The following is a 25,311-nucleotide window of genomic DNA, read 5'->3' as shown; positions in this document are numbered from 1 at the left end:
AGTACTTTTACCGTTACGCACCACCCCGTCAGTAGCTGAACAGGAGGGACAGCTGATAGAAACAGAAGCCACTGGAGCACCTCAAAAACACCATCATACACTAAATCAGTAAGTTGGCAGCATCACCTGCTATTCGCATCGGTTTTTATCCTGCTGGCAATGTCAGCCATTTACGTTGACGTTTACTTTATGGACAACGCTCTTCATGAAAATTCCGTGACTGAAATCCTGCAGGAAACCATACTGGCAGGCATAGCCGGGCTGTTTTTCTGGTGCGCGACAAAGCGCCCTGAGGTCCGCGGGGGGCTTATCCTTATCGGGGGTTTTTACCTATGTATGCTGATCCGGGAGCTGGACGGGATTTTTGACATGATCAGGCACGGCAGCTGGCTCTGGTTTGCTCTTACAACCACCGTCGTGTGTATTGCACTTTCCGCGCTCATACCCGCAAGCACCGTTACAGGTCTGACTGATTTTATTCAGCACCGTTCGTGGCTGATGACTGCGACGGGGTTGATCATAATATTAATATTCTCACGTATATTTGGCATGAATCAGCTCTGGGAGCATCTTATGCCTGACGGGTATAACCGGGAAGTTAAAAACCTGGCGGAAGAAGCGACGGAATTACTGGGATACAGCGTATGCTTTCTCTCCTCAGTGCTTTATCTGGGAGAAACGCGTGAAAAATTCACTGCTCTTCGGAAAAGCTGGACCTGATACGGATAATCTCGGACTGTCATTTTAATACAGTTAGTTATCAAGATGACGAGGCTGAACTTGTCTTCGTCATCACATTTCAATAACCAAACTGACCCAAAGTAGGGCTGTTTCCTTTCTTCTTCCTTTACCCACTCAAACCATTCATCGCCAAACTTCACGGAGCGGCCGTGGTTCCATAGCGGTTTAAACATACGGCTTGAGGCGGCTTCTTGTCCCACCATTCTGGTCCGTAACCCCAGTACACCGGATCAATTTTCAGTTCGCCGTTGCGCTCGCTCAGCTGTAGCACGTTGGTTCCTGGCGCTAAGTTGTAACGGCCGATGGGTTCCGGATCATGCACGTAATCGCTGTCGGCTGCGCCAAGGGCGTCAAAGTAAACGTCCCGGCTTTTATACTGCGCAAACCGTCCGCACATAGTGTCTTTCTCTTTCTGCACGATACCTGTTAACGCGCGCTATGCCTGATTTTACTCATCATTCAATATTAGTCGGCGAAACCGCAGATTAAATTTTGCGTTCGGGGAATTAATTTAATGTCTTACGCTGGTCCCCCTATCAGAGCCGGACGGAGGCACCTGAAACTTGTTTTCAGATGCCGGCCGTCAGCAGGCAAGGCGTACAGCGCCGCGTCAGAGCACTTGTTTAGTTACAACAAACAATAAGCTTTAGATTCACTTTAATCAGCATTCGCGCTGCTTTCTAAATTTTTATTTTTCCAAAAAGAGTTAACGGCTGAACCCGGCAGCCAGATTTCGCATGCTTACCGCACTCAACAACCACTGGAGGTGCATATGAAATCTCTTCGTCCGGCAACACAACTTCTGTTATGCGGCGGTGTGCTGGGCCTGACCTTTCTCGCGTCCTCTCCGGCGTCTGCATCTGAGAAAGACGAGCTGGCATCCGCTCAGCGAATGATCGTCCAGGTTCAGGCTTCGCTGGAACGGGCGCGGGTTGCCGCAGCACAGGCTGATCCGTCGGAGCGTGACCGCTACTTCTTCGATTACCAGCGGGCTAATGGCGATTTGAAAACCATCAGCGCCGGCATTGATCGCTATCTGGAACCCACGCGTGCCCAGCCCCGCGATTTGTCTGGCGTGGCAGGAAATTATCGCCGGGAGCGTCCCTGATGGCGATGACTGCTGCACAGGAAGCTGCCTTTAAGGCAGCTTCCGGAAACGTGGAACCCAATCTGCTGCACCTGCTCTGTCTCGGGCTGCTGATCGCATTCCTCTTCTTCTGGGCAGCATGGGCAATCGTGGATGTCTACTCCGGCTGGACAAATCAGCGTCTCAAGGAGGGCGCGATGGGCAGAGCCGTAGTCCGCTCAGTCTTATTGTTAGTCGTAAGTATCTGGATGTTTTGTAGTTAACCCTAAACCCACTCTTTTTACAGGTGAAATCATGTCTAAATTCGTATCAGCAGTAACCCGCGTGACCGCTAAAGCTCAGACTAAAGCTAAATCAGCCTGGGCACGTATCCTGACGGCTGGCCTGCTGAGTACTCTGGCTGCTAAACCAGCTCTTGCCGATTTGCCGACGGTTGAAGGTCCAACGTCGAGCGGAACGGGTACTGGCCTGATGGGAACGCTCAGCGGTCATGTGCAGGATGGACTCGTCCTTGGTGGTCTCGTTCTGTGCGGATTTGCATTCTTTAAAGTTGCTGAAGCTGGTCTCGTAACGTTTGGTGAGGTTCGTAATGACCGTGCCTCCTGGACCAAATTCGGGTCCATTGTTGTTGTCGGGGTTGTCATGCTGGTCGCAGTTATCTGGCTGCTCGGCAAGTCTGCAGAAGTTATCGCGTAAGGGACAGTCCCAGATGGCGACCATTAAATTTTTACCGGATCGCCTGAATGCTGAGCCAGTCGTATTTCGGGGGTTTAATACCCCCGAGTTAGGACTGGCAGCACTAATTGGCATCTTATCCGGCTTCATACTTTCCCTGCCCTTCGCGTTACTTTTTGGCTGGCTTGCCATTCCAACCGGCACTCTGCTTTTCCCACTTGTATTGATTGCGTTTGGCGGCAAATGGCTTGCCAGCAAAAAACGGGGAAAACCAGAAAATTATCTCTGGCAGCAATTTGAGTTAAAGAAGCGCCGCATGGGGTTGGGGGATTTCAGATTGATTATTGACTCGCGGGGCTGGTCCCTGCGACGCAGCAAAAACCTCAGGAGTACCAGATGAGTCGTTTTCGCCACGCGGTTAAGGGCCGCGATCAGCATATTTTCACCCTGCGGGCGGCCTGTGTCGTATTGCTGCTGTTACTGGTTACCGCTATGGGGGGCTGGATGCGGGCACCTGAAAAGCTGACCATCCACAACCCGCCTGATTTGCGCAAGGGCAGCACGCGTCCGTGGTGGGAAATCCCGCCTCCGACCGTGTACGGCTTTACGTATTACATTTTCCAGCAGCTGAACGCCTGGCCTAAAAACGGCAAAGTGGACTATCCCGCCCGCATTCAGTCGCTTTCTGCTTACCTGACGCCACAGTGCAAAGCCTTTCTTACTGAAGATGCAAAAGTACGCGGTGAGAAAAACGAACTGACCGATCGCGTGCGCGTCGTTTATGAAATTCCCGGACGTGGTTATTCAGGTGACAGCGTGAAGGTCATCGATCGCGACAACTGGGTGGTGAAACTCGATCTTGTTGCCGACGAATACTACCTTACCGAGCCGGTTAAACGCGCGATGGTGCGCTACCCGCTGAAAGTCGTGCGCTGGGACGGCGACTCTGAATCTAATCCATTTGGCATGGCGCTGGACTGCTATGAAGGCATCCCGCAGCGTCTCTCCGCCGCGCCTGAACAGCCGAAACCAGAAAGAAAGGGGATGTTCTGATGTTGAATCCATCTTTTACCTCAGGATCGCATGCATGCCTTGTGGCGCTGTCGCTGTCCCTGCTGCCGGTGGCAGCGATGCTTTCCGCACCGGCGCAGGCGGACGAGCTGATGAAATGGGAGCGCGTGCCGCTGCAGATCCCCCTCAAAACGGGTCAGGAACGCGTGATTTTCGTTGATAAAAACGTGCGCGTGGGTTTTCCGCCGGCACTGAACGGCAAACTGCGCGTGCAGAGCACCGGCGGCGCGGTCTATCTCAAAGCCGACAGCGATTTCCCTCAGACGCGCCTGCAGCTGCAGGACATGGAAAGCGGTGAGGTTATTCTGCTGGACGTCCGTACGACGACCACCGCGTCAGCCGAACCGGTTAAAATCGTTTACAGCGGTGACGTCAGCACCCTCAGCAGTGCAGCCGCCGGCACCGGAGAGAAAGCCGCCAGCGACAGCAACAGTACGCAGGCGAAGCGTAAAAAAGTCAGCTATAAGGCTCCCGTTCCGGTACTGCTGACGCGCTATGCAGCTCAGAATCTGTATGCGCCGGTGCGCACCGTTGAAGCCGTGCCGGGCATTCATCCCGTTAATCCACACCTGCCATCACGCATTACGACGTTATATCCCTCGGCTCCTGTGACCGTGTCACCGGTAGCGGGCTGGGGCGTGGCCGGTCGCACCGTCATCGCGCTGAGGATCCGCAACAGCTCGTCACAGAAGGTCGTGCTAGATCCGCGTGAACTGCAGGGCCGGTTTGTCACGGCCACCTTCCAGCATCGCTGGCTGGGTGCCGCCGGCACGCCGGAAGATACCACCACGCTGTACCTGGTTACCGCCGGTCGTCCTGATGACGCTTTTGTACGTGAGCCATCCGTAAACCACAAGGCAGCTACCCGCCCGGCTCAGAAGGTGATCCGCTATGAAAATTAAGTCAAACGGACTGGTTAAAGTGCTGGTTCCGGCCATTCTGGTTGGCGGCGGATTCATTGCGGTGAAAAGTTATAACAGCAAGCCGCAGGAGCCCGCCACGCAGGCTGCTCATGCACAGACAGACGACGCGCTGAAAAACCTGTCTCCGCAGGAGCTCAAGGCGCTCGGCATCGAGGGCGACACGCCGCAGGATACGCTGAAAACCATCGTGGGCTCGCTAAACGCCGTTCGTCAGCAGCAGGATTCCCTTAACAAGCAGAATGCCAGACTGCTGGATGAAAATGAAAAGTTACGTGAGCGCAATACCAACGTTTCCGGCCAGGTAAATGAAGCGGTTCAGGGCGTGGAGAAAAGCTATCACGAGCGTGAAAGCCAGATGCGTCAGCAGCAGAACGTCCTGACGTCAAAAATCAACGAGCTGACGAATAAACTGCAGAATGCCGGTAAGGGTATTGCAGACAAGGCAAAAGGCACTGACAGCGATATCCCGCTGGGTCTGGGTCTCGACGGCATGGGTGCCGGCGGTGGTAATGCCCCGGCCTCCGGCAGCGATGGCCTGATGTGGGTCACGCCGCAGGACAGCCCCTCGACGTCCCCGGCGCAGAAAAATGGCGCGTCGGACAGCAGCGCCGGCGGTTCACAGTTCCCGACGTCGTTTCTCAGTGAAAACGCGCTGACGAAGCAAAAAGGCAGCTATGAACAGCAGGTAAAGGGCTCAACCGCTGAAAAAGGCGCGGAAGAGGAGGCCGAACCGGTGTATACGCTGCCGGAGAACTCCACGCTGATTGGCAGCCGCGCCATGACGGCACTGCTCGGCCGCGTGCCGATCAACGGTACCGTAACCGACCCCTATCCCTTTAAGGTACTCATTGGTAAGGACAACCTGACGGCCAACGGCATCGAGCTGCCGGACGTCGAGGGTGCGATCGTCTCCGGTACCGCCTCCGGCGACTGGACCCTGTCCTGCGTGCGTGGTCAGGTCAACAGCGTCACCTTTGTGTTCACTGACGGCACCGTACGGACTCTGCCGAAGCCGGACCGCAGCGGCAAAGGCGGCAATAACAGCAACCAGAGCGGCGGTAAAGAGACCGGCACCAGTGGCGGCATCGGCTGGATTTCTGATGAAAACGGGATCCCCTGCATCTCCGGCACGCGCAAGTCAAATGCCTCAAGCTATCTGCCAACGATCGGACTGCTGGGTGCAGCCGGCGCGGCGGGCGACGCTATCGGCCAGAACCAGACGACAAGCCAGACCAACGCCTACGGCGGCGTGACCTCCACGCTTACCGGCGACGCCGGACAAGCCGTTCTGGGCAAGGCTATTTCAGGCAGTTCTGACGAAATTACCGAGTGGGTCAAACAGCGTTACGGACAGACTTTTGACGCTATCTACGTACAGCCGGGTGCAAAACTTGCCGTACACATCACCCGCGAGCTGGCGATCGACTACGAAGATAAGGGCCGCCGTGTGCGTTACGACTTCACCCTGCCGGGCGAAGACGGCAGCACTGGCGGACTGGACTGAGGAGAATGACCATGAGTATTACTGCAAAATTCGGGGTTTTCATGATTATTGCAGCCAGCACGCTTGCCGGCTGCTCAACAAACAAAGATGAAATGCTGCCACCGGGCAACAGCAACATGCTGGAGCTGTGGAAAGGCACCGACGGTGAATCAGGCGTTTCGCGCGGCAGTGAAGCCCGCAGCACGCTGCGCCGTGGCCTTTCTGACAGTGAGCAACAGGCCGCACTGAGCGACGATCGCAGCTACAGCCGCACGCAGGAATCCGAAATCAGCCAGCAGTTCCCGCGACTGCCTAATCCTGACATGGTGATGTACGTGTTCCCTCATCTCGCACAGGGAAACACCCCCGTGCCCGGTTACAGCACTGTTTTCCCCTTCTATGACCAGACGCAGTACGCCATGCCTGGCGAACGTACGGAGGCGCTGTAATGTTCGGACTCTTTAAAGGGAAATCTCCTGAAAAAAACCGCCACTTATCTGACGTTTCTGAGCAGGCCGGCCCGGAGCCCATTGTCCGTCCCGGTAAAATGTCACAGGCCGATGAAAAACGCGTTTACTCGCATAATCCGTCCATCGTTGATTATCTGCCGTGGGCAGAGTTTCTGGATGAGGAGCAGTGCCTGCTGCTTGATGATGGTATCTCCGTGGGTGCCGTCTATGAAGTGACGCCGGCGGCAACCGAAGGCCGTCCTGACGAGCGACTGGAGCAGATCCGCGACGTAGTGGAAGATGCGCTGCAGGACAGCTTTGACGACCTGGCGAGCAATCCGTGGATCGTTCAGTTCTACTGTCAGGATGAAAATAACGTCGATGCCTACCTTGACCGCCTGCGCGGCTACGTCAGGCCGCACGCGCAGGGCAGCGGGTTTACCGAGGCGTGGCTTAAGGAAACCGAACAGCATATGCGCGGGATTGCGCGTCCTGAAGGTCTGTTTGAAGACAAGCTGATCACCGGCCAGCCGTGGCGCGGGCAGCAGCGACGCACGCGCATGGTTATCTACCGCTGGGCGACAAAAAACAGCGTTGATTTGATGTCACCCATCGGCATGCTGAATCAGGCGTGTGAGCGCCTCTGCAGCGCCTTTTCCAGCGTTAATATCTACTGCACGCGCCAGAATGGCCTGCAGGTTCACGCCTGGCTGCTGCGGATGTTCAATCCTGCGCCCGAGGGCATGAATAAAGAAGCGTTTTACCGCGCAGCGGCCTATGAAGACAGCCGGGACACGCCTGCAGGCATGATCCCCGTAGAGAATGATTTTGCCGAAACCCTGCTGTTCACGCCGCCACGTTCTGACGTTGAAAACGGCGTGTGGTGGCTGGATAACGTTGCCCATTCAGCCATTTCCGTGGAGCGCCTGCGTAAACCCCCTGAGCCCGGCACGCTCACCGGCGAAAAGAGCCGGGGTGAAAAGAAAATTAACGCGCTGATGGACACGTTCCCCGAAGGCACCATGCTGTGCATGACGGTTGTCGCAGAGCCGCAGGACACGCTGGAAGAGAAGTTTAACCGCCTGGCTAAAAACGCCATCGGCGAGAATACTGAGTCGGGGCGCGTCCGTCAGGACGTCGCTGCGGTCAAGGAGCTGCTGGGGAACCGCCACAAACTGTATCGCGCGGCCATCACCTTTATCCTGCGGGCAAAAGACATGCCCGAAATGAACCGCAAGCGCATCGAGCTCAGCACCGTACTGCTGAACGAAGGGCTGCAGCCGGTACGCGCTGAACATGAAACCGGCCCGCTTAACACCTGGCTGCGAGCGCTGCCTATGTGCTTTAACCCGCAGCACGACAAAAAAAACTGGTATACCCGCCTGACGTGGGTTCAGCACCTTGCCGGGCTGCTGCCCGTCACCGGCCGCGAAACCGGGACCGGCAACGCCGGATTCAGCTTTTTTAACCGTGGCGGCGACGTGCTTGATTTTGATCCCCTGAACAAGGATGACCGCTCTCAGAACGCGCACATGCTGCTGTTCGGGCCGACCGGCGCAGGTAAATCCGCCACGCTCTGCTCGATGCTCTGTCAGCTGATGGCCGTGCACCGCCCGCGTCTGTTCATCGCGGAAGCCGGTAACAGTTTCGGGCTGACCGCTGACTACTTTGAAAGTCTGGGCCTTACGGTTAACAAAGTCAGCGTCAAACCCGGCAGCGGCGTATCGCTGCCCCCCTTTGCTGATGCGCATAAGCTGTTTGACGGAGACGCGCCCGCCCCGGCAATTGATGAAAGTGACTTGCCGGATATTGAAGACGATCCGGATGATGATGAAGAGAACGGTAAGCGCGACATTCTGGGCGAAATGGAGATTTCTGCCCGAATGATGATCACCGGCGGCGACCCGAAAGAAGACGCCGCGCTGAAACGTGCCGACCGCGCCATGATCCGCGAGGCGCTGATTATGGCCGCGCGTAAAACCCTGGATGAAGGCCGCCAGATGCTGCCGGGCGACCTGCAGAATGCGCTTAACGCCATTTCACTGGAGACTGAAAGCGGCAACGGGCAGGTACGTAATGAAACCCGCCGGGCGAAAGCGGCTGAAATGGCCGAATCCCTGGGCATGTTTACGCAGCAGGGAAGCTTTGAGGCCGAACTCTTTAACCAGGAGGGTTCACTCTGGCCGGAGGCTGACGTTACGCTGATTGACCTGGCGCACCTCGCCCGTGAAGGGTACGAGGCGCAGATGGCGCTGACGATGGTGTCGCTGACCAACACCATCAACAACATTGCCGAACGTGACCAGTACCTTGAGCGCGACATTGTTTTTACCGTGGATGAGGCGCACGTTGTGACGGTTAACCCACTTCTCGCCCCCTATATGACCAAAGTGGTCAAGATGTGGCGTAAGCTTGGCGCATGGCTGTGGCTTGCCACACAGAACCTTGAGGATTACCCGAACGCAGCCGGCAAGATGCTGAATATGGCAGAGTGGTGGATCTGCCTGACGATGCCGAAAAAAGAGGTGGAGGATATTGCCCGCTTCCGGACGCTTTCAGAAGAGCAAAAAGCCGTGCTGCTTTCCGCCAGTAAGCTCTCACGGTGCTATACCGAAGGCGTGGTACTCTCGAAGAAAATTGAAGCGCTGTTCCGCGCTGTTCCGCCCAGCCTTTACCTCGCGCTCGGGATGACGGAGAAAGAAGAGAAAGCCGAACGTAAAGCGCTGATGCGTAAACATAACTGTTCTGAGCTGGATGCTGCTATTCTCGTAGCGAAAAAACTGGATCGTCTGCGTGGATTGATGACGGAAGATGCGGCCGGGATGCCCGAACACAATGATAAGAGAGAGATGCTGACCGCATGATTAAGCTCAAGTATGCGCAACCTCTGACCCAGCGCCCTGCGCCGGACGAAACGCCAACCCCTGCTATGTTCAGCCTGCATCCGCAGGGAGAGCCCGCGATGACGGCAACAACGGCAGAGCGACTGACCGCCATGGAGAACGCGCTGAGGTCAAGGTTGCAACCACCGGTAACGATCACCTGTAACCCACATCGTATCGGTAAGAGCTGCTGCGTGTCGGTTCATCTTGAGGACAGCAGGGGCAAGCGCGCGGACATTCTGCTGACGCAGGAAGGCCGCGCCGGACTCCCGCTGGATCACGAATTTGATTCACCGCGCTGGCATGTAAACGTGCCAGATGCCGCCGACATGATTTTTTTGACTCTGTGGATTAATGAGTTATTCAAAGATTAAGCGAAATACTATCTGTTCCCGGCTCTTTGAGCCGGTTTTAAAAAGGAGATCAAATGGCACTTTCTATATCGCTTGCTGCATTCAAAGTAAACGCCGGCGGGGAAAGCATCACCAGCTTTGAAACGCTGAATCCACCTGGAATGGCTGAGTCTTTCTGGAGTCTACCGGAGGCAAATCTTTACCTGGTCTGTATGGCAAAGAAAAAAGGTGATCTTCGTGATGTTAAAGCCGGGATCGCGGTTTTAACGAGCCATACTCACCACGACAAAGAATTTCAGGACGCTGTCATGGGTTTAATTCGTACCAGCCCTGTTCTCAAGCCTATCAGCGAAAAATCCAATATGTCGCTGTTGCCAGCTCGGCTATCTGTAGAGGGTAAAATTCCAACAGAAAACGAGCTTAAAGGTGTTTTTTTCCAGCAGTATCTTAAGCACAGTAGCGCTGGTAGTGCCTAATTTTACTGAGCGGGGTATTCCCGCTTATCACCCTCAGCAACTCATTGCTAAATTAAAAGGTGTATGCTGTTCTAGTTAAAAGTCTATCTTCATAGTTTTCGAATATCAGTGTCCAATCCTCATCTCCAGGATACACTTGGCAAACTCGTTCAGCTCGAAACAACTCTGGGTCTATTTTATTTTTTGCAAATGGGTTGTGAAAAATCATAAGCCCATCAGTTATTTTTTCTTCATAATCTGAAGACCATTTTTCTATATGCTTCACTTTCCCATCCGGTGGGGTTGACCATGTCGAACTGATCATTATTTTTTCCCCTTTTTTGTTTGCTAAAGCCTGCAACTTGCTGAAAGTGGCTGCATTATTAAATATTACAGCACTTAAACATTCATATTGATTGTCATTGAAAATTCCAAGGGGTATTTCAGCCCCATTTTCCTTTTCTACAAAACCCAGGTTTTCTGTTGGTGGGCCATCAGGGTATAGCTCCGGATGGTCTAATGCTAAGTCTTCGTTAACATATTCATCATATAGCACGGCTCTGATAGGACGATCATTTTGAAGGTTGAAAAACCTCTGTTCAAAAGGGGCCAGCGCAATAACAAATGGTTTTCCTTTAACATGTGACAATTTGCTGTAACTTTTTTCATATTTTTTAACTTTTGATATAATTGAGTTATTAATCCTTATCATTGCCTCCTTATTTAGCTCCCAGAACCTTTTTGGAATTGAACGTTGGTAATCATCCGTTCGGTCCCACTCTGGAACTTTTCCGAGCGCTGAATTGCAAATCGTCGCTTCAATAATAATATCAGAACAACATTTATTTATTAGGAAATCAGGAGTAGCGTTGGAAAGATCAATTTTAAAATCCATTTCTTTAAATGCTGCATAAAGATAAACCTCCCAAAATGTTGAGTTAAAAGTACTTTGAAACTCTTTAACCAATTTACCATCTCTGTCACTGAAACCAGAAGCCCAATCATTGAATAACCTCCTTGCATTTATATATTTTTCAGGCAAAAGCCTCTCAAAATTAGGGTGATATTCTTTTGAATCAATTACAGGGTTAAAAAAATCTATTTCCATGTTGCCTCCCTTAACGTGATGACAAGTTGTATATTCAGTAATTACGTATTAATAAATTACTCTTTTTAATCTTTTTCTAATAGCGTTTTACTTGAAAGAGCTAAATTTTTTACTTTCGAAAAAGAGTTTACTGCTGAAAGCCAGACCACGCGCTGCCACTCTGACGGCCTGTTACCGTAACGGAGATCCGCTATGCGACTCAGGCTATTACACTCACTTTTCCTGTTTATACCGTTTCAGCTGATGGCGGGCACCGTTGTGTATACCGATGCTGAACACCCCCCTCAGAATCTGACTGATGACAGCTCGGTTGTTTGGCTTGATGGCCCCGACCGCCTGCAGGACTCCATTTTCGGCCAGCTGGCAGCCGATCCGCAGCTGGCCGCTCAGCAGGCCCGCGAAATCATTCAGTCGCCGCAATGGCCCGGACAGCAGGAGCAGATTGCTCAGGCATACCGACAGGTTGTACATGCCTGGGAGATCGGGCTACATAAGTTCCCCGCCGTCGTTTTCGATGATCGGGATGTGGTTTATGGCACGGCCGACGTTGCCAGGGCTACCACGCTTCGCAGTCAGGGGGGTAAATGATGCGCTTCTCCCCCGGAACACACTTCAACGCCGCCGGTGTTGCCACCGTGCTGGTAGCAGCCGCGACTCCCGCCACGGTTTCCGCTATTAATACTGCCGGCATCATTGCCAGCGCCATTACCCAGGACTGCATCAGCTGGCGCGTCAGCGGCATCTGTTACTGGCTGATGTGTACGCCCTTTGGCTGTTCGGTGAAAACCTCCGTCAAGGTGACGCACTTCATTCCTGAAGTGGTGGTGTCCACCTACACCGGCCCGGGCGGTAATCCCTGGACAGAAATGGCGTTTATGAGCGGCGCGTCCGGTACGATCGATAACGCGCTGACCAGCGGTGCGCCAGCCGGCGGCGGTAACGCCGCGGATATCAAGAATCCCGGGCAGCGCAAGTCGAACATCAAGTTCAAGTACGCTGATGCGATAGGCCACCCTGCCACCTCCGTCATTGGCGGCAGCATTGCCGGTTACTCGTGCGATACCGCCGCCACGCCATTCAATCCCTACTTTCTGAGCACGCTGGATTCACTTGTCTGGCGATCGGGACTGCCTGAATCGCTGTATCCCGAGGCGCTGGTTCCCGGCCAGCGCGAACTGGGCAGCCAGGCCAGCGCCAACATGTGGGGCAACATTTATCCCCGCTCCGGCTTCGTCAGCCAGACAGACGATGACAAAGCCTCCGCCGTGGTCGCGCAGCGGGTCGCCGACATTATCACCCGCTCCGGGCAGCCTCACGTTTATCAGGTACTGAAGGGCACGCACAAGGCCGGCTACTGGCCGCCAGGAGAGGTGAAAGAAAACACGGGCACGGCAAATCATAAATGGCAGCGCCTGTCGCCCACGCTTTCCGCTTCCTGCGCCGTCTTTCCGGACGGCGCGTACCCCATTGCTCAGGACGGTAACGAAGCGTATGCGCTCTGGCAGCCCTACAGCTGCTGCAAGCGACGCGGCCAGACCTTCCTCTATTCAACTGACTTCTGAGAGGCACAATGTCACCAGTTCAATTTAAATCGGCCGCGCTTGCGCTGTGCATCGCGTCCGCAGCGGCACCCGCACAGGCGGCAGACGATGATCAGTCCGGCGCATTCGGTATTTCACTGCCCTCCGTAAACAACAGCGCCATAGGCTACGGCAAGGACGTCAGCGGCGCGGTTTCTGACAAGCTCTACTATACGCTCGGCGGCGGCTCAGTAATTTCACAGCCGGCAACGCGCAGCAGCATGCGTAAAATCGGTATGAGCGCAGGCTGGAGCAGCGACCTGATGTGCGGCAACTTCGACCTGAAAACGACGGTCGGTAATCAGCTCAACGGCGTAACAAACGGCTTCAAAAACCTCATGGGCGACGTGGTGCAGAACGCCACCGGTGCCGTCGCCAGCCTGCCGGCAATGATTATCCAGCGTGCCAATCCCGGCCTGTACGACATGCTCACAAACGGCGTGCTGCAGGCAAACGTCTCTTTTGATAAAGCCCAGCTCAACTGCCAGAACATGTCGAAGCGCATGATGGATTTTGCCGGCAACAACAAATGGACGCAGGGCGCGGTCATGGATGAATACCGATCGCTTGTTAACAGCGGAGACGCTGATGCTGTCCGCGTGAATAACTCAGCGGACAAGCTGCAGGGCAACTCAGGCCAGAACTGGATCGGCGGACAGAAACGGGGCGGTCAGGGGCAGCAGGCCATCCGGCCAGCGCATGATTTAACCGCTGCGGGATTCAACATGATGAACAGCCTGCCGGTACTGAGTTCTGACTCAGTCAGCAGCAACAGCTGTAACGGGGGGGCCTGTGCAAAATATGCCAGCGCTGAAGAAGCGGCTAAAGCTGTGGTGCAGGTCGTGGGGGACAGCTCTCTGCGCACCTGCAGCGACGCATCACAATGTACCAGCGGCGATGACGAACAGCAGCCGGGTGCCACTCAGGCCGGCACCGGATTTGCGCCCATCCTGGAAGAGACCACCAAAGAGAACACTGAACAGCTTGTAAAACTCGTTAACGGCACCGAGCAGCCTAACGCGACGAACCTGGCAAAACTCAAAACCGGCAGTTTACCCATTACTGCAGGCGTCATCAGAGCACTTCAGAGGGATCCTGACAACGCCGCCCTGACCGCCCGCCTCGCCGGCGAACTGGCGATGGCGGATACGGTTGAAACCGCGCTGATTATGCGCCGCATGATTGTTACCGGCATGTCTGAGCCTAACGCTGCCGCGCAGAATGCGGCCATTGAGGAAGGCGATCGTCGCGTTGCGGCCATCGATCGCGAGATCACCGCATTACGCAACGAAATGGAGCTCAAGCGCGAGCTGTCCCGCAATTCAGTGCTCACCATTATCGATCGGGAAAACGGGCGCGTTAACAGTAACCCGCAGACGCAGAGCGATGACAGCACCGACAACCGTATTAACCGCCTGGCCGTGCCTGAGACGGAAAACAACTGATGAGAGCGCATCCTGTGAAAACCGAAAACGGGGCGCAACGCGCCTCATTTCTCCGCCGGCACCCCGTGCTGTTTCGCGTGCTGTGTACTGCCGGCGCTCTGCTGGTATTCCTGCTGGCCGGGCTCATTGTCGCGGACCAGTCTGTAAGGAATCCTGCTCAGGCCGCTGCATTTCGTGACTGGATGGAGCATGCCCGCTATGGCTGGCTGATGTGGCGCCTGGCGGTTTATGGTGCGCTGGCGTGGGGTTTTGTGAAAGTATTTCGTGCGCCGGGCTTCGGCCCGCAACACCGCCAGCCGCTTATCCGCATTGCGGCCGTCAGCGTCATTTTTGCCGTCGTCTGTGAACTGGTGCTGCTCGGCGGCACGGGAGCGTCCTGATGCTGACTAACAGCTACCTGGAATATTTCCTTACCCTGCTTGGCTGGGTTGTAAACAACGGACTCTGGAATATTCTCATCACAACGGGTCTGTTTGCCGCGCCTGTCGCTTTCCGGCTTATCGGCATCTGGCTGAAAGTGCGTGAAGAAGGTGAAGATGAGGGGAATAAAGGTGCCCTGTCCATACCCCGCATGGAACATGCGATTTACTCCTCTTTTCTGGTGATGATTGCCTGTTGTATGCCGCTGATGAACGTCGATATGAGCACGATAAAATATGACACGTCGCGAGCGCAGAGCTGCGGGACGTGGACGCCAAAAGCGCCCGATGACACGGGATATTCACCGGTCATATCGAGCATTAACGATCAGACGGCTGCCGCGCCGGTATGGTGGTATCTGATTCACAAGCTGGCAAAGGGCATCACGCAGGCTTCTGTTGCCACAATCCCCTGCCGTCCGGACATGCGTCAGCTCCGCTTTGAGGTGCAGCACACGCGGATTAACAACAAATCTCTTGCGGAAGAGCTGCAGGACTTTACCAACGACTGCTATTCGCTCGCGCTGTATATGTGGAAACGTCAGGATCAGGGGCAGACAAAAGACAAAGCGACGCTGCGTGATATTGAGTGGATAGGCAGCAAAACCTTCCTCAGTAATTATTACGGCAGCCTGCAATCCAAAACGCCCCGGGCGGAATTTGCCTGGAACGAAAGCCGCGACAGCGGAAGGCCGGATACCGGCCGGGGTGGCTACCCAACCTGCAGCGAATGGTGGAATAAAGCAGATACCGGACTGCAGGCCCGTGTTGTTGATCAGGCTGACCCTGGGTTGTGGACGCGATTATCCGCTGCTATGACAATGATCGGGGGCAACTCAGCAGACTATAAGGAGGCCATTATCCGCCGTCTGGTCAGCCCTGAGAGTCTGACCGTATCGCAGGGAGGACACGTCTATGCCGGCTACGGAGGCAATGCCGATTTTACGCTTGATAACTCTGTTTCTCGCGTGGCTGCGATCGGCGGCACCGCGTTAGGCAGTCTGGCGGCATTCCCGGCGTTCGACGCCATGCGCCAGGCGCTGCCAATGATCCAGGCTGTTTTGCTCATGGCCGTGGTAGTGGTTCTGCCGCTTATTCTGGCTTTTTCAGCGTATGAGATTAAAACGGTTATCACGCTGACGTTTGTGGTATTCGCCCTTAACTTCCTGACGTTCTGGTGGGAACTGGCACGCTGGCTGGACAGCTGGTTGATGACGGCGCTGTACAGTTCTGACACACACAGCAGCTTTAACATGGCGGGTTTTCAGAACAGTTCAGATGATCTGATTATGAATTTTGTTATGGCGACAATGTTTCTGGTACTGCCAGCGTTCTGGATGGGGGCGCTGTCATGGGCAGGCATTAGAGTGGGTGGCGCACTTGATGGCGCACTTAAAAACGGAAGTTCTGATGTGCAAAAAGCTGGCGGTAGCGCAGCTGAAACCGCTAAAAGAGCAGTGAAACTGTAACCTTAATGAAGATTAGAGGCGTTAAATCTCTAATCTTCTTCATCCTCGATATCTACACGATAAGATGGGCCAGGGCCATGTTCTGGCCCTGTATAAATTCCAGTCCCCTCACTACCGTTGCGCCACTCAGTCCCATAAGAAGGGGCATGATCATCGCTGTAGTCATCTTCCTCGCTAATAGTTATGTTGCAAAGCATATAGATGAATATAGCTGCTAAGACGATTATGCTGCCTATCAGCAAGCCGCAAAGAAGAGCCGTTATTAACAAACAGAAAATGGCTATTGGAACAGGCAGACGCCCTAAAATCTCTGGTAGTTCTTTTTTATGAACCCAGTTTAGACAGGAGTCATTTGATAGCCTGACTGTTTTTGAAAATCGCTTAAATAAGCCAGCTGCATGGACCCCGCGTTCAAATGCTGTTTGCTTCATCATCTACCCCCTTCCCTTCAGGATCACTGTTACTGAGATGGCGCTGCGTAATCCTAATAACCTGACGTTCTGAAATTCCGCAGATTGAAGCAGTCTCCCGAATGCTCATACCATTATGCAGCCGAAGTTTAATAACATTTTTATGCATCAATATGTTCGGCTGACGACCTTTGAATTTTCCACCCTCAACTGCCTTTACTATGCCTTCACTCTGACGGCGACGTCGATCCTGATAATCCTTCCGTGCAATGGCTGCGAGCATATCTAGCATCATGGAGTTTATAGCCCGCAACATAGCTGCCGTAAATTCGTCTCCACGATGATTTTCGAGCGCAACGTAACTTGTTGGCAAGTCCAGGCTGATAATCGATATGCTTTTACTGCTTATGAGCTCCTTAAGCAATTTCCAACCATCGTCATCAAGGCGAGATAAGCGATCGACCTGTTCAATCAATATCGCGTCACCCGGGGCCGCATTTTCAAGCAGTCGCATCAGCTCCGGACGCTGAAGGGAAGCACCTGAGACATTTTCAATGTACCAGCTGGCAATACGGTGCCCACGCTCTGTAACGAACTGCTGAAGACGGTTTTTAGCTCGTTTAGCGTCCTGCTCTCGCGTCGAAGCTCGGAGATAAGCAAAAATGTACATTTTTCACTCAAGCGTGACTTTTAGGTTATGACTTATTATACCATGACTTTTATATGATGACTTAAAGGAAAAAATGGGTGCTTTTAGGCTATGACATTTGGGTATACCCTAATGTCATGGCGAGAAAGGCACAAATAGAAACTCGCTGAAATTATTGCTGAAGAAAATATTAGCTTGCTTAACTTCTTATTCTTTCTGCGGGTGCTTTAGCATGGTGTACAGAAACCACGGTTTTGTACGGCTGATAGCTTCATAAATTTTCAGCATGGCTACAGCATCAGTTCCTAGGATATGAAACTGCACACGGTGACGTGCGGCTACGTCCAAATTACCGCATCGCCTTATCCGTCAGTTCCGATCTCTTAGCGGAGCTTTACCGTAAAGCGCAACGGAGAAGCTGATACGTTCTGCCCTAGCGCTGGCCGCCCTGCCCCCCTGAAATGCTATATCGCACGTTTTCATCGTCTGAAATAGACATGACCTATAACGTTATCCACAGAAATGGTGGATAAGTTTGGGAATACGTCAGAATGGGCACTTTAGCGAACGAAAGCAGTGATTGGCGTTGCGGTTAAAGCAAGTTCTGATAACTTAATAATTGCTTCGATCCGAAGTATTACCTGCGGGAATCTGAGATGAAAGATTCATGGTGTAAACCTCTAGAAACTGAAAACGGCATGCTGTACGGCGGAGCTGCACGCAATGTAAGAATTGCTGCAGCAGACGGGATGGATGCGATCATTGAGAACGCTGCACGTTCAGCTGCGCGTGACGCACTTAGGCATGCAACGGAACGCGCCAGCGCCCCTAAAAAGAATGTTGTGGGATTCAAGCGCAAAGCAGGTTAAAGGTAATTTACATTGAGCAACTGCAACCAAAAAGCTGCCAGGTAATTCAAGGCAGCTTTTTTTTGGGTTGATTAGGCACAATGGAAGTTTTACCAAGCGGCGGGGAAAGGGCATAAAAAACCGCCTTACGGGGCCTTCATTAAGCAGAAAACCCGCTCAAGGCGGGTTTTCTGCTCTGTAGCCTGTGATGCTTCGCGGGCATCCGGCGTACAGCGGGGTGAAATTCTTCTTTTGGCGAGTTAATTATACGTCTTTTGACCTACCCTTGCAAATGAGCATTCTATAAGCAGCATTTACCGTTTATAATGCCAGCGTCCAGAGAAGTAAAACCACGTTGAACTGCCCCTGAACGATGCCAGATCAACTCTTCAAACCTGAATTTGGTAGTAAACAGTACCTAAACTGTCGGCAAGCAGGCAGGGAAAGGTATAGCCCACTTCCGGTTTCGCACCCGGAGGCCTGGGCGGGAGCGGGGTGAAATTCTTCTTTTGGTAAAGTGAATAGCAGAACCCGGATGGGCGGATTAGAGGTATGGGGGACGCTTAGTAACCTACGCGCCACAGAGATGGAGGTGCGGGTTATGATCGAACTAGTAATAGCGATTATCAATCTGGTGACGGCAATATTGTCACTAATCGAAAAGTTTCTTTAACCGGAGACAAGTTCCCCTAGGAACATAAAACAGCTTTACGTTTTAGGCCGTCCCACTGGGGCGGCTTTTTTGTTTATAGGGCACGTCCGGCAGAACAGGCGTTTTGCCGAACTAGGCGAACGGTTCCAACAGGCGCGACTTTCATGGCGCGGCACAATAAGTTAAGGTTAAACGGTATTTTTCATGATATAGGAATCAAGATGAACGACTTGTATAAACTTAAGAACCCGCTATTTACCGCTAAAGACTTGTACAAAATGGTTCGCCTGAGTTTGATTGAACATTTCCCGTATTCATACGACCATATTGGGACCGATGAGGTGCTGACTATCTTTATTAATAAAGAACTAATCAGAGACTTTCGGGTAGAAAATATTGAGTCAGAAAGGGGTCTTACTTTCAGTGGCGATAATTATGAGAGATATAAAGACCTGACCAGAGAAGAATCCGGTGCGGAACATTCCTCCGCGTGGTATGTATCGCAGGTGTCAAAATGGGGCAGGAATACGCTGGCGAATTTGCATGACGATCTCGCTATCATGCGCAAGTGGCTACATCTCACTGGTTACATGGTAGATAATCTGCCGACTGATAAATTTCTGCAGCAAGAGACTTTAACTATCGCCGATGCAGCGGAAGAAAGACGGAGAGCAGATCGGGCTAGGCTCGGGTAAATTGACTACAGCCGCGTAAGCGGCTTTTTTCAATCATATAATTTTCCTACCTGATTAGTGAAAACTCCTGTAAGCCAGCACGTATATTAATATGCTTCACAATTTACTCGGGATACATCATCACTTTCACACTGGAGCTGACGTTGGTTTATTGCCCAATTTACAATGGCTCCCCCGATAATTACCCCAAATATTGCACCAAGTAACATGCCAAGCTTAGGTCGTGGTGCTTCTTTACCAATAGCGATCCCTAGAGATAGGGACATAACAAAAGTTATAAAATCAATTAGATGTAAAAATAAAGACATCTTATTCCCTCTTTTCTTCTTAGCCTCAAGTGACTACTGACAGCACTCTGATACGTATTGATGAAGCACCATTCCAGGTTGATCTGAGCTTACATACCAACCTCTTAGCTAAAGTGTGCACCATTTAGATCAAGCACACTCATTAGTATGATGTAACTAAAAACATAAGATACACTGCTATAATATAGCAGTGTTAAACTTATGATTTAAAATTAGGCTGATGAAACATGTTCAAGGCATTGCGCCTTGTTTCTTCGGATTCTGCATCGTATTCGGGCTCGTAAGGCGGAGCAGCATCCTTCACAAGCCCTTCATTTTTTAGGTTTTTTACATGAAGCAAAATAGATTCTAGTAACGTCTGCATCAATTCATGCCGTTCTACAGATCCAGTCCCTAAGGCATCCGGTTTAACACTACTAATAACCTGCATGATCTCGGCCATAGTAGTGTTTTCGTCAAGCAAAGCTGTTAATAAGTGGGGTATACGCTCATCCTGCCTAAATAATGCAAACCCTGCGATTGTAGCCGCTCTTAATAAGCGGCTCTTTTCTGACTTTTCAAGGGAACTAAGCTTATCACAGAGCAATTTATCCCCTTTGAAGTCTTCGGGATGTACATAGTAAGTAAGCTTCCGTCTGGTATCCATTGAAATTACCCGATTTGATAGATGCCATTTACTAAGGCAAATTGAGGTTCTTCAGCAATAAAGAATCTATCTTTCTGCACTGTTGTATGACTCTGAATAGCATCCGCAACTATTGCTGCTCCTCCACCGATTACCATGACATGCGAATAGCCGTGAAAATCGTCAATTGCTTGCAGAACTCTTTTAGTTAAGCTTGCCTCTGATTCTTTAAGAGCATTTTCTACTGTAGAAATATGTGACTCATCATTAATTCTATTTTTCAGATACTTACTATCGTTTCTGTGAATTATCACATCATCTGCCAGATAGCTGCTGCCTTGAGTTTTAGCGATTGAAAGAGCATCTTTGACTGCATCCGTCATAATGCTGACCCCAACATTAGGATCACCATGAATTTTAGATATACCGCTCATTTTTCCACGGACTTGGGAGATATCAAGCGTAGTACCGCCTAAGTCGACAATAAGAAGGGATTGAGTCGGATCGAGCTTTTTAACAACTTCAAAACCGGCCGGGATTGATTCAGGAAGAACAGTAACGCTTTTAACAGTAAATGTTTCTGCCCCTTTCAAAGTAACAGGACGCATTACATTAATAATCTTTTTATTAATATTTTCTTCGATAATTTGATTATTTTTATCGTAATACTCGGCTAAAGGAAGTGTAACCACTAATTCAACCTCTTGTGGTTGAATCCCAGTCATCAATAGTGCGTGGTGAATAGCAATCACGTTAATATCGCCATATTGATAAGCAACATTTGTAGTGGTTAATGCATCTGGACTGATCGGATCAAAGGTATAGTTCTCACCATTAAGTGAGTAGTTAAATATTTGCTGATTTCCAAACTGAACGGACCAGCCACGTTTAAAGCTATTCGGGCTTATTACATTTTTTCTCTTACCATCAGCTTCATATGCAACTTTGACATTTGTAGAGCCATCATCAACAAAAATTTTCATACCTTCTCCGTTTACATAGATTCAAGAGCAATTTGAGAAATCAGGTAACGCGCTAACTTTCACTCTCAGAATGAGAACATAAGCAAAAACTCACTTTTAAAGTGTACTTTAGTTGACTCTATAGGTCAACACCATACTGCTTTCGCGTGCATTTCAGGCTCAAAAAGAGAACAAGATCACTTTAGCGCAAAGAAAGGTCACAAGCAGATCCTACTCAATCTCAAATTGATCCTGAATTGAGATTGAAAAAGGGCGCATTCTGGGGGATTTATTTTTCAGGAAGGAGCATGTTGCATGGTAGCGTTGCCTGATTAAGGAGGAGTTGTAATGAAAATTAACTTAGAGATAGCTCTGATAAGTACCCTGTCTAGCCTAGCGCCCTACTTTTTTATTTGGTTTTCAGCTGTGCATTTATTTTCACCACCTCAACAGCTAGATTCGTGGAAACTAACAGTTTCAGTAATCTGTTGGTCCATTGGTTTAGTTTGGTTTTACATACAAATGGTCGGCGTTTATTACTTTATAAAGCAGAAGATTCTGATGAGCGCAGAGTAAGCGAGTGTCCAAATATTACTTAGCTTTGGGCAATTCATCGAGACAGGTTGTATAACGAGGAGAGAGCATTTCACGCTTCATCTGCCAAGGATTATTTATCCCTTGGCCTGCGAACCAAACTTTCCCCAACCCAGAATGATTGATGGTATCTAAGGTTTTCATTAGGGTGTCAGCGTTTGCGCGCGGCAGCTGCTCACTGAACATGTCTAACTGGGCTACATTGGATTGGTAAAAATCGCTAAGCATGATTCCAGCTTTGGCAAATCGATAGCCTTCACGCCAGATAGTATCCAGACCCTTCATAGCAAGGGACACGATATCACGTGTATCGCTGGTCGGATAATGACAGGTGAATGACGCTGAGTTGGCATATTGAGGTTCGTTACCGTACCGGCCAGTGGCTATGAAAACGCCTATGTGTTTGCATTTTGAATTCTGTTCTCTAAGCTTTTCAGCTGCCCTTGTTGCATACATCACAACTGCATGCTGCATGTCCTCAAGCGCGATAATACGCTGGCCGAATGACTTGGAGCATACAATTTGCTGCTTGGGGGGAGGAACATCTTCCAGAGCTATACAGGGCTCTCCGTTAAGCTCACGAACGGTCCTTTCTAGGATCACGCCAAAGTGCTTTCGTATCATTGCAACATTTGCATCAGCGAGGTGAAGAGCTTTAGTTATTCCAATTTGTGAGAGTTTTTTTTCAAGCCGGCTTCCAATCCCCCAAACCTCGCTGACAGGTAGTAAAGCCATCAGTTTACGCTGGCGCTCCAGGTTGGATAGATCGACAACACCACCTGTTTTACTCCACTTTTTAGCCGCATGATTTGCCAGCTTAGCCAAGGTTTTAGAAGGGCCGAATCCAACACCAATGAACCGCCCCGGTAATCCTGGAGACTACACTCTTTGAGAGAGGTAACCAGGATGACAAAACATAACCGATTTCCCCCTGAAGTTCGTCAACGCGCTATTCGTATGGTTCTGGAAAACCAGAATACCTACAACTCACAATGGGCCGCTATCTGCTCCATTGCCCCTAAGATCGGCTGCACTCCCGAGACATTGCGTATCTGGATCCGTCAGCAGGAGCCCGTTGATGATGAGCAGAATGCGCTGACTGCCAGCGAACGCCAGCGTCTGAAAGAACTGGAGCGGGAAGTCCGCGAGCTGCGCCGCAGCAATGATATTCTGCGTCAGGCTTCAGCGTATTTTGCCCAGGCGGAGCTCGACCGCCACTGGAAAAAATAATGCCACTTCTGGAAAATCTGAGCGGTGAACACGGGGTCGGGCCAGTCTGTCATGAGCTGGATATTGCTCCGTCAACGTACTACTGGCATCAGCAACGCCGGAAGTGTCCTGAACGACGCAGTAGTCGGGATAAACGCGATGCCGTGCTGATACCTGAGATACAGCGCGTATACGAAGAAAACTACAGCGTTTACGGTGTGCGTAAGGTCTGGCGACAGCTAAAACGTGAAGGTGTCGGCGTTGCCCGCTGCACCATTGAGCGCCTGATGAAAGCCCTGCAGCTACGTGGGGTGACACGCGGCAAAAGTGTCAGAACCACCCGCAGCAACAAAGCCGAAACACCGCAGGATCGGGTGAACCGGCAGTTCGTGGCTGAACGGCCCGATAGTCTTTGGGTGGCCGATTTTACCTACGTCAGCACCTGGCAGGGGTTCGCATATGTGGCCTTCATCATTGATGTGTTCGCCGGTGTTATCGTGGGCTGGCGGGTCTCATCCACGATGGAAACGTCGTTCGTGCTGGATGCACTGGAGCAGGCGCTGTGGGCCAGACGCCCGAGCGGTACCATCCATCACAGCGACAAAGGTTCGCAATATGTGTCACTGGCGTACACGCAACGGCTGCAGGACGCGGAGCTGCTGGCTTCAACAGGCAGCACGGGCGACTCATATGACAATGCGATGGCAGAAAGTATCAACGGGTTGTACAAAGCGGAGGTGATCCACAGGCAAAGCTGGAAAACCCGACAGGATGTTGAGCTGGCTACGCTGAAATGGGTGGACTGGTACAATAATCACCGATTGATGGAACGGACCGGATATATCCCGCCAGTGGAGGCAGAAAAAGCCTATTACGCTTCGCTGAATGACCGGGATGTGGCAGCCTGATCACTCAGGCAAAATACTCTCCAGGAAAACCGGAGCGGTTCACCAATCGTTAAGTGTGTATCCCTTTTGACACGCTCTCGCATTTGAACACCAAAATCGTGCAATGGCATATAGCTGGCAATACCGGACACATCGAGAAAGCTTTCATCAATGGAATAGATCTCTTGCCCAGGTGCCATCTCACCAAGAATAGCCATCATACGTTGGCTCATGTCGCCATAAAGCGCATAATTACTGGAGAAAATATGAACGCCTTTTTCGCGGAAAAAACGCTCATTTTTGAAAAGAGGGTCGCCCATTTTAATGCCTAAAGCCTTGGCTTCTGCGGAACGAGCGATTACGCAGCCGTCATTGTATCTGAATGAAACTAACAATTAGTTATTAATAAGCTAATGATTTTAAGAAGTATTTAACAACTAACTTTTACTATGTGTTTTGTATCGGTTGCTTACTTAAGTTAGCGGCTAGCGTGTTAAGTGCTATGGCTGTCGCTGAGAGTTATATTGCCCCCTGGCGTTAGCAGTAAGCTGCAGACGCCAAGACTTAACGTCGCAAGCGCCGTAAAGCCCGTTCACCGTAGTTAAAAGGGTTTACCATAGCTGTTTTTTTGCTGGGAGTTGGTTTAAGCCGTTCAGAGAAAGGTATGATGCGGCAGCGATGTATGTGCCTGTAACCGGCTATGCCGGGCGCGCTGTGCCGTTTAACATCAGTGTCACTCTCAGCGGCATTCAGGGCTGATTGCGCACTGCACGCCAGACTCGTTCGCTTCAGGCAGGGAAGCTTAACCGGACTGAATGTCCGCTGTGTGCCAGGAGCGGACATTGGTAGCTGGTAAACGCTGTAGTGATACTTCGCCGGGAAGAGTAGACCGGACCTGTCCGGTTTAGATATCGAATAATATTTATATGATTTCGTTTTTTGCAAAACTGCTGTTTAGGCTTTTCAGCACTTCATTGATTCCTCTGCTTACAATCCGGTCCTCCCGCATAACTGCCCCGAGAGTCCGGTGAAGAGAGGGCGTCACAGAGTAAAGATCGAGCCCCGATCTTTCCTCGATGCATGCAACGGACATTCGGGGAACAATGCTGTAGCCAAGACCTGCACGGACCATTCTTTTAATAGCCTCGATACTGCCAAGCTCCATGACCGGGCAGGCAATATGTCCCGTCTCCCGGAACCACTGGTCAATCAGGGCGCGTGTCCCGCTTCCCGGTTCAAAGATAATCAGCGGCAGCGGCAGCAAGGCGCCCGGAGTCCATATTTTCGCGCTCTGCTCTGATGCATCCTTTTCCATGATGACAACAAACTCAT

At 51.5% G+C, this 25,311-nt stretch carries 29 protein-coding genes, 2 pseudogenes and 1 other annotated feature; of the genes and pseudogenes, 20 read left to right on the top strand and 11 right to left on the bottom strand.

The genetic code is table 11. The features are described from left to right. Positions 1-72 (bottom strand): IS1 family transposase (locus COO59_RS20000; RefSeq protein ID WP_001568368.1); only part of this gene is annotated, 72 nt, incomplete at its 3' end. Between the two features lie 144 nt (positions 73-216). Between COO59_RS20000 and COO59_RS19995 the strand changes: the two genes are divergently transcribed. Continuing rightward, on the top strand, positions 217-720 hold the full coding sequence (locus COO59_RS19995) for a hypothetical protein (RefSeq protein ID WP_240614173.1): 504 nt from the start codon (positions 217-219) through the stop codon (positions 718-720). Positions 721-818: 98 nt separating this feature from the next. On the opposite strand, the pseudogene COO59_RS19990 reads toward COO59_RS19995, so the two are convergent. Beyond that, positions 819-1,138 (bottom strand): annotated as a pseudogene (locus tag COO59_RS19990) (SOS response-associated peptidase family protein); the annotation flags it as partial. Positions 1,139-1,513: 375 nt separating this feature from the next. Here COO59_RS19990 and COO59_RS19985 point away from each other — a divergent pair. From COO59_RS19985 to COO59_RS19935, 11 genes are read left to right on the top strand one after another with little or no spacing between them, the layout of a single operon-like run. Next, on the top strand, positions 1,514-1,849 hold the full coding sequence (locus tag COO59_RS19985; protein WP_103061414.1) for an integrative conjugative element protein, RAQPRD family: 336 nt from the start codon (positions 1,514-1,516) through the stop codon (positions 1,847-1,849). After that, a complete protein-coding gene (locus tag COO59_RS19980; RefSeq protein WP_103061413.1) occupies positions 1,849-2,091 on the top strand; it encodes a TIGR03758 family integrating conjugative element protein in 243 nt (80 codons plus the stop codon). The genes COO59_RS19985 and COO59_RS19980 overlap by 1 nt, the downstream gene beginning before the upstream one ends. 31 nt (positions 2,092-2,122) lie before the next feature. Next, positions 2,123-2,524, top strand: a complete 402-nt coding sequence (locus COO59_RS19975) for a TIGR03745 family integrating conjugative element membrane protein (RefSeq protein ID WP_103061412.1) — start codon at positions 2,123-2,125, stop codon at positions 2,522-2,524. A gap of 13 nt (positions 2,525-2,537) precedes the next feature. Then, positions 2,538-2,903 (top strand): TIGR03750 family conjugal transfer protein, encoded by a 366-nt coding sequence (locus COO59_RS19970; protein WP_103061411.1) that lies wholly within the window; start codon positions 2,538-2,540, stop codon positions 2,901-2,903. Beyond that, complete coding sequence (locus COO59_RS19965; protein ID WP_103061410.1) at positions 2,900-3,556, top strand: PFL_4703 family integrating conjugative element protein; 657 nt, start codon at positions 2,900-2,902, stop codon at positions 3,554-3,556. Before COO59_RS19970 ends, COO59_RS19965 begins: the two co-directional genes overlap by 4 nt. Then, positions 3,556-4,476: a TIGR03749 family integrating conjugative element protein gene (locus tag COO59_RS19960; protein ID WP_103061409.1), complete on the top strand. Its 921-nt coding sequence runs from the start codon at positions 3,556-3,558 to the stop codon at positions 4,474-4,476. Before COO59_RS19965 ends, COO59_RS19960 begins: the two co-directional genes overlap by 1 nt. After that, positions 4,466-6,001: a TIGR03752 family integrating conjugative element protein gene (locus COO59_RS19955; RefSeq protein ID WP_103061408.1), complete on the top strand. Its 1,536-nt coding sequence runs from the start codon at positions 4,466-4,468 to the stop codon at positions 5,999-6,001. Before COO59_RS19960 ends, COO59_RS19955 begins: the two co-directional genes overlap by 11 nt. An 11-nt stretch (positions 6,002-6,012) precedes the next feature. Beyond that, positions 6,013-6,429 (top strand): TIGR03751 family conjugal transfer lipoprotein, encoded by a 417-nt coding sequence (locus COO59_RS19950; protein ID WP_049852790.1) that lies wholly within the window; start codon positions 6,013-6,015, stop codon positions 6,427-6,429. Then, positions 6,429-9,293: a conjugative transfer ATPase gene (locus COO59_RS19945; protein ID WP_103061407.1), complete on the top strand. Its 2,865-nt coding sequence runs from the start codon at positions 6,429-6,431 to the stop codon at positions 9,291-9,293. The genes COO59_RS19950 and COO59_RS19945 overlap by 1 nt, the downstream gene beginning before the upstream one ends. Next, positions 9,290-9,685, top strand: a complete 396-nt coding sequence (locus tag COO59_RS19940; RefSeq protein ID WP_103061406.1) for a hypothetical protein — start codon at positions 9,290-9,292, stop codon at positions 9,683-9,685. Before COO59_RS19945 ends, COO59_RS19940 begins: the two co-directional genes overlap by 4 nt. Before the next feature lie 53 nt (positions 9,686-9,738). After that, on the top strand, positions 9,739-10,140 hold the full coding sequence (locus COO59_RS19935; protein WP_103061405.1) for a hypothetical protein: 402 nt from the start codon (positions 9,739-9,741) through the stop codon (positions 10,138-10,140). 52 nt (positions 10,141-10,192) lie between these two features. On the opposite strand, the gene COO59_RS19930 is transcribed toward COO59_RS19935, so the two are convergent. Beyond that, positions 10,193-11,227 (bottom strand): hypothetical protein, encoded by a 1,035-nt coding sequence (locus tag COO59_RS19930; protein WP_103061404.1) that lies wholly within the window; start codon positions 11,225-11,227, stop codon positions 10,193-10,195. Between the two features lie 192 nt (positions 11,228-11,419). On the opposite strand from COO59_RS19930, the gene COO59_RS19925 reads away from it, so the two are divergent. The 5 genes from COO59_RS19925 to COO59_RS19905 are packed head-to-tail and all read left to right on the top strand — an operon-like array spanning position 11,420 to position 16,140. Then, on the top strand, positions 11,420-11,815 hold the full coding sequence (locus COO59_RS19925; RefSeq protein WP_103061403.1) for a TIGR03757 family integrating conjugative element protein: 396 nt from the start codon (positions 11,420-11,422) through the stop codon (positions 11,813-11,815). Further along, the gene (locus COO59_RS19920) at positions 11,812-12,789 is read left to right on the top strand and encodes a TIGR03756 family integrating conjugative element protein (RefSeq protein WP_409371602.1); all 978 of its coding nucleotides are present in this window, start codon (positions 11,812-11,814) and stop codon (positions 12,787-12,789) included. The genes COO59_RS19925 and COO59_RS19920 overlap by 4 nt, the downstream gene beginning before the upstream one ends. Positions 12,790-12,797: 8 nt before the next feature. After that, positions 12,798-14,252 carry an integrating conjugative element protein gene (locus tag COO59_RS19915; RefSeq protein WP_103061402.1) on the top strand — a complete coding sequence of 485 codons (1,455 nt, stop codon included), beginning with the start codon at positions 12,798-12,800 and terminating at the stop codon, positions 14,250-14,252. Then, positions 14,252-14,632, top strand: a complete 381-nt coding sequence (locus tag COO59_RS19910; protein ID WP_103061401.1) for a hypothetical protein — start codon at positions 14,252-14,254, stop codon at positions 14,630-14,632. The genes COO59_RS19915 and COO59_RS19910 overlap by 1 nt, the downstream gene beginning before the upstream one ends. Beyond that, positions 14,632-16,140 (top strand): conjugal transfer protein TraG N-terminal domain-containing protein, encoded by a 1,509-nt coding sequence (locus COO59_RS19905; RefSeq protein ID WP_103061400.1) that lies wholly within the window; start codon positions 14,632-14,634, stop codon positions 16,138-16,140. Before COO59_RS19910 ends, COO59_RS19905 begins: the two co-directional genes overlap by 1 nt. Positions 16,141-16,169: 29 nt before the next feature. On the opposite strand, the gene COO59_RS20820 is transcribed toward COO59_RS19905, so the two are convergent. Both COO59_RS20820 and COO59_RS19900 read right to left on the bottom strand, forming a co-directional pair. Then, positions 16,170-16,574 (bottom strand): hypothetical protein, encoded by a 405-nt coding sequence (locus COO59_RS20820; RefSeq protein WP_133158626.1) that lies wholly within the window; start codon positions 16,572-16,574, stop codon positions 16,170-16,172. Beyond that, on the bottom strand, positions 16,552-17,220 hold the full coding sequence (locus COO59_RS19900) for a recombinase family protein (RefSeq protein WP_103061399.1): 669 nt from the start codon (positions 17,218-17,220) through the stop codon (positions 16,552-16,554). The genes COO59_RS20820 and COO59_RS19900 overlap by 23 nt, the downstream gene beginning before the upstream one ends. A gap of 635 nt (positions 17,221-17,855) precedes the next feature. On the opposite strand from COO59_RS19900, the gene COO59_RS19895 reads away from it, so the two are divergent. Both COO59_RS19895 and COO59_RS19890 read left to right on the top strand, forming a co-directional pair. Continuing rightward, a complete protein-coding gene (locus COO59_RS19895) occupies positions 17,856-18,068 on the top strand; it encodes a hypothetical protein (RefSeq protein WP_103061398.1) in 213 nt (70 codons plus the stop codon). 795 nt (positions 18,069-18,863) lie between these two features. Further along, the gene (locus COO59_RS19890) at positions 18,864-19,394 is read left to right on the top strand and encodes a hypothetical protein (RefSeq protein WP_240614172.1); all 531 of its coding nucleotides are present in this window, start codon (positions 18,864-18,866) and stop codon (positions 19,392-19,394) included. An 86-nt stretch (positions 19,395-19,480) separates the two neighbouring features. Here the strand turns inward: COO59_RS19890 and COO59_RS20815 are convergent, their stop codons facing one another. The 4 genes from COO59_RS20815 to COO59_RS19870 form a co-directional block, all read right to left on the bottom strand. Beyond that, positions 19,481-19,702: a hypothetical protein gene (locus COO59_RS20815; protein WP_133158625.1), complete on the bottom strand. Its 222-nt coding sequence runs from the start codon at positions 19,700-19,702 to the stop codon at positions 19,481-19,483. A gap of 199 nt (positions 19,703-19,901) precedes the next feature. After that, positions 19,902-20,348, bottom strand: coding sequence for a plasmid partitioning/stability family protein (locus COO59_RS19885; RefSeq protein WP_103061397.1), 447 nt, complete (start codon positions 20,346-20,348; stop codon positions 19,902-19,904). Between the two features lie 5 nt (positions 20,349-20,353). Further along, on the bottom strand, positions 20,354-21,310 hold the full coding sequence (gene parM / locus COO59_RS19880) for a plasmid segregation protein ParM domain-containing protein (protein ID WP_103061396.1): 957 nt from the start codon (positions 21,308-21,310) through the stop codon (positions 20,354-20,356). Positions 21,311-21,880: 570 nt separating this feature from the next. Beyond that, positions 21,881-22,708 carry a DinB/UmuC family translesion DNA polymerase gene (locus COO59_RS19870; RefSeq protein ID WP_240614171.1) on the bottom strand — a complete coding sequence of 276 codons (828 nt, stop codon included), beginning with the start codon at positions 22,706-22,708 and terminating at the stop codon, positions 21,881-21,883. Positions 22,709-22,789: 81 nt separating this feature from the next. Here COO59_RS19870 and COO59_RS19865 point away from each other — a divergent pair. Beyond that, positions 22,790-24,000, top strand: a protein-coding gene (locus tag COO59_RS19865; RefSeq protein ID WP_369707198.1) for an IS3 family transposase whose coding sequence is annotated in 2 segments (ribosomal slippage) — positions 22,790-23,075 and positions 23,075-24,000 — 1,212 coding nt in all. Because the reading frame shifts where the segments join, the coding sequence is not laid out codon by codon here. Beyond that, positions 23,068-23,184, top strand: a sequence feature (AL1L pseudoknot). (Overlaps the previous gene by 117 nt.) Positions 24,001-24,041: 41 nt before the next feature. Here the strand turns inward: COO59_RS19865 and COO59_RS19860 are convergent. Beyond that, positions 24,042-24,353: pseudogene (locus tag COO59_RS19860) on the bottom strand (Y-family DNA polymerase); the annotation flags it as partial. A gap of 548 nt (positions 24,354-24,901) precedes the next feature. After that, positions 24,902-25,311 (bottom strand): LysR family transcriptional regulator substrate-binding protein (locus COO59_RS19855; protein WP_165786548.1); only part of this gene is annotated, 410 nt, incomplete at its 5' end.

The organism is Mixta theicola (assembly GCF_002895925.1).
GTDB classification, from domain to species: Bacteria; Pseudomonadota; Gammaproteobacteria; order Enterobacterales; family Enterobacteriaceae; genus Mixta; species Mixta theicola.
The sequence above is the reverse complement of the archived record's forward strand: the minus strand, read 5'-3'. Positions and strand labels throughout refer to the sequence as shown.